The 3,920-nt window shown below is 41.8% G+C and carries 5 protein-coding genes; 4 read left to right on the top strand and 1 reads right to left on the bottom strand.

What is annotated here, in order from left to right; translation table 11 throughout:
- Positions 1-802: 802 nt before the first annotated feature.
- On the bottom strand, positions 803-1,156 hold the full coding sequence (locus tag HWQ44_RS20260) for a hypothetical protein (RefSeq protein WP_292722241.1): 354 nt from the start codon (positions 1,154-1,156) through the stop codon (positions 803-805).
- A 160-nt stretch (positions 1,157-1,316) separates the two neighbouring features.
- Between HWQ44_RS20260 and HWQ44_RS20255 the strand changes: the two genes are divergently transcribed.
- The 4 genes from HWQ44_RS20255 to HWQ44_RS20240 form a co-directional block, all read left to right on the top strand.
- Positions 1,317-1,484 carry a hypothetical protein gene (locus HWQ44_RS20255; RefSeq protein ID WP_292722238.1) on the top strand — a complete coding sequence of 56 codons (168 nt, stop codon included), beginning with the start codon at positions 1,317-1,319 and terminating at the stop codon, positions 1,482-1,484.
- A gap of 290 nt (positions 1,485-1,774) precedes the next feature.
- Positions 1,775-2,275, top strand: coding sequence for a hypothetical protein (locus HWQ44_RS20250; RefSeq protein ID WP_292722236.1), 501 nt, complete (start codon positions 1,775-1,777; stop codon positions 2,273-2,275).
- 41 nt (positions 2,276-2,316) lie between these two features.
- Entirely contained in the window at positions 2,317-3,033 is a 717-nt protein-coding gene (locus HWQ44_RS20245; RefSeq protein WP_292722233.1) for a hypothetical protein, read from the top strand.
- A partial coding sequence (locus tag HWQ44_RS20240) for a tetratricopeptide repeat protein (RefSeq protein ID WP_292722231.1) occupies positions 3,030-3,920 on the top strand: 891 nt, incomplete at its 3' end. The genes HWQ44_RS20245 and HWQ44_RS20240, both read left to right, overlap by 4 nt.

Genomic DNA, 3,920 nt, shown 5'->3' with positions numbered 1-3,920 from the left:
CGGTTGATGGTTAAGAGGCTTGCTGCACCTTCTTAGATGTCAAATGGGTTCTATATAGCGTTTCCCAACCTAGCGAAGTACAGCCGTAGGGGCACGGCACTGCCCATTGGTGTCAACTTAACGTGAAACCGCTTGTCCGCCAGGAATTGAAATTCCCTGCTCATAGCTAAAGTCATCTAAAGATGACTAAATATCACCAAAAATCTTTAGTCTACTTGAGTAGACTTTCGCTATTAGCCTGGGAATTCATTCCCAGGCGGGCAAAGAGGCCAAGGGTCAAGCTATTTTTTGCTTAAGTTGACACCAATGGGCAGTGCCGTGCCCCTACAACTCGCGATATAATTTTATACTGCATCTGAATGGGAACCGCTATAATGACGTTTTTTAACGTGAGTTCGACAAGTCTTATTTGACCTCTCCCCGACGCCCAGAGGAGAGCAAAAAGCTTAATTTTTCGTTTCTCCTCCCTTTCCGTTTCGGAGAGGGAGAGGTTCATTGAACTCACGTTTTTTAATCAAACTGTTTTGATTCAAGTAAAAATATTCGCTTTAATACTATTTAGATATAAGAGTGAAAATGACATAGGCACAATTTAGGAATTGTGCCTAGCAAGGATTCTGGGCAACGCATAATTAATTAAAACTACAGCGTCAAAGTAATTCGTAATTGATAATTATGATCTCTCTAAGATGCTGCAACGCAGATTCGCTATTGCTACACTATCTGTGTAAGATTGTGTACCCTCTTAATTACGAATTACTAATTACAAACTAGTAATTATTTAGTCAGCCCTTGTACCTGATTATTCTCTCCCTATATCTAACTGTACTTGCAATCCATCATTGTCACTCCCAGACTGAGCCGGTGTTAAGAAAACCGAAGTGTCTGGTTGTGATAATGATTCGTTAAAGTGGATTTTGGCTGGAGTTCTATTGTCTCTTCTATTATTATTAGAGAGACTTGCTGGATTAGTTTGCTCAAAAAAGCTTCTAAAATCGTCTTGAGCTGTTCTGCGATCAATTCCAACTAAAGAATCACCAGTTAATCTGTATTGTCCTGGATTTGAGCTTGATGCTGGTGACTGTGCGTATACTTGGCTTCCTAAGCTTGCCACAGCTACCGTAATTCCCAAGAAAGCAATAATTTTGGTGTTCATTTTTTTATCCAAATTATCTTTAATATTGCTTGTCTTTATTCTCTGGGTAAATTATTTTAATTAACTCTATCGTTAGGTTCTATAACAGTAATTGTATTGCGTATATAATTAGCCTGTCAATTATTCCTGCGGTTTTTGACATTGCCAAGTTATAACTTTTGTGTCTCTTTTGACTGGACGATTATCTGGTTTAGTTTCCAAGCGATCGCAGTTAAGTTCGTTGAGATATGGCAGGATTAAGTTAAAGATATTTAACAGTTGCAGTAGAGCGATGCCTACGGCGGGCTACGCCAACGCACTCAGCACGGAAGGCGCTAAGATTGCGTAGGCGTAGGGCGTGTTTTCAAAGTCTTAGATCCCCCCAACCCCCCTTTTTAAGGGGGGCAAAGAGTCTCTTAAAGTCCCCCTTTTTAAGGGGGATTTAGGGGGATCTAAAAAGTTAAGAGGCTAAACGAGCAGTTTGAAAACACGCCCTAGCCCGCCGTAGATGCTAACAAACAGGCGCTTTCTCACTGCCAACGACACCAATCTAGATATTCAGTATGCCTTTAAGTATCCAAGGTGTATAGTAAGTTCAGCGTAATTAAGCGGAATCGCAACTGAATTAGTTGATTTGCTATGCCAAACGAGCTTTTACAGATTTTAGTACCTGCATTTATCGGTCTGGTTTCTGGGTATCTAATTAATCAATTACCCCCACTAAGAACCTTTCGGGGTAGCAAGTTCTTGGTTATTGCTGTAGTGATTGAAGTTGCTCTCTTGTCAGGCATTTGGGCATGGTTGTCTGGAGAAGTTGCTAAAACATCAAATGTCAGAGGATTGGTTGAAAAGATTGGCATTGCGTTAGCGGGAGCTTTTTTAGCTAATATTCTCCAACTTATCTTTGGTAACGTTTGGGGTAGACAGTCTGCACAACCAACTCCCTCTCAGCCAGGGACAAATCGGGGAACTGTTGTCAGAGGGACACGGATGACAGGGAAGGGAAATAAAGCAAGAGTTACTAAAGGAGATGTTTCGGTAGAAGATACTCAGATAGACGGTGAAAACCAAGAGTTTTCTGTGACAGATGATGCTAATCCTCCATCTTCTCCCCAACAAAATAATCCTCCGAATCCATAATTATTGCTAATCGCACACAGGAACTTCTACTTTTTAATCGGATGGTGGAGGGAAGCGTTGCTAACCGAGTGCTATTGATTAAAGCTGAATCTGGTTTAGGTAAGACTTCGTTGCTGATACGGTTTAAGCATACGTTGTCTACAAAAAATACATTATGTGTGGAAATGGATCTTAAATCAGCACAGCGAGGAATTTCTTACGTCTTTTCTCGTATACGTAAGGTTTTAGGAGAACAACGTTTTCCTTGCTTAAATGCTGCTGTTGAACGATATCTTCGTTCGGGGATAGAAGTCTCTGACACCACAATAATTGGCAAAGATAATCAGTTTAGTGTGGTGTTATCTAATGTGGATGAAAGTACGCGGAATTTTCGTTTGACTGAACTACGCGAGGCATTTTTTCACGACTTGCAAAGAATTCCCCAAAAACTAGTGTTTTTGTTTGATACTTACGAAAAAGCTCCCCAAGAATTGGCAGACTGGTTAGAGGGCGAATTTTTAGCAGATGTTGTTGATACACCCAAGTTAATTGTAGTAATTGCTGGGCAGCGGATTCCTCAAGCGACAATTGAGTGGATGGATTTACATCACTGTTGTTGCTTGGAAGCCATTTTAGATAGAGAGGCGTGGTATGAGTACAGCCAAAACAAAAAACTGCCTTTCAATCGAGATGAGGTAAACATGGCGATGTTGATATTAAAAGGACAACCTCAGGAGATTGATAAGACTTTACAAGCCCTAAAGAGCAAACAGCAATGAATAGTGAGTTATTGCAGAAGCTAGCAAAGGCACAAACAGATGAGGAACGGTCTTGGATTGTCACGGAGAGTTTTCTCTTAACGCTTTCGCCTGAGTTAGCTGCGGCTGTATGGGCGGTGGTAGTGCCACACTGGTTTAATGCAGAGATTTTGGCAGCACTGCGCCCAGAATTGCAAACACAATCATCTCAGCTTTATACAGAATTGCAAGCTTTACCTTTTGTGGAAGAGTTTCCTGATAGAGGGCATAATGTTCATGATTTGACGCGGAATCTGATGTTAAAACATCTGCGTCTTGAACGTTGGGATGAGTTTATCACGTTGTCGCAACGGGCAGTTGAGTATTTTGGCAGCAGCAACGAACAGCCAGAATCTCAAATTGAATGGCTGTATCACTTGGTTGTAGTTGACTCAGAGTGGAAAGGTAGTGAATTTTGGGATTTAGCACAAAATTGGGACAATAATTTTCGTGTTGCCGAATTAGAATCGCTGATTACAGCATTATTAGAACAGATTGCAGCAGAGAGAGTAGCAACACCCGCTAAAGCAGAGGTTTATTATTGGGCAGGTAAAGCGAAGTTTCGAGTTTATAGAGCAACAGAAGCCTTAGAGCTATACGAAGCAGCATTAGCATTCTACCGCGACATAGGCGATCGCTTGGGTGAAGCTAATACATTAATAGCAATCGGCGATGTCTTGCAGTTCCTAGACCGACGCACCGAAGCCTTAGAGCGCTACGAAGCTGCATTGGCATTCTACCGCGACATAGGCGATCGCTTGGGTGAAGCTAATACATTAAGAGCAATCGGCAATGTCTTGCAGTTCCTAGACCAACGCACCGAAGCCTTAGAGCGCTACGAAGCTGCATTGGCATTCTACCGCGACATA

It is taken from the genome of Nostoc sp. JL34, assembly GCF_017114945.1.
Lineage (GTDB): Bacteria > Cyanobacteriota > Cyanobacteriia > Cyanobacteriales > Nostocaceae > Nostoc.
The sequence above is the reverse complement of the archived record's forward strand: the minus strand, read 5'-3'. Positions and strand labels throughout refer to the sequence as shown.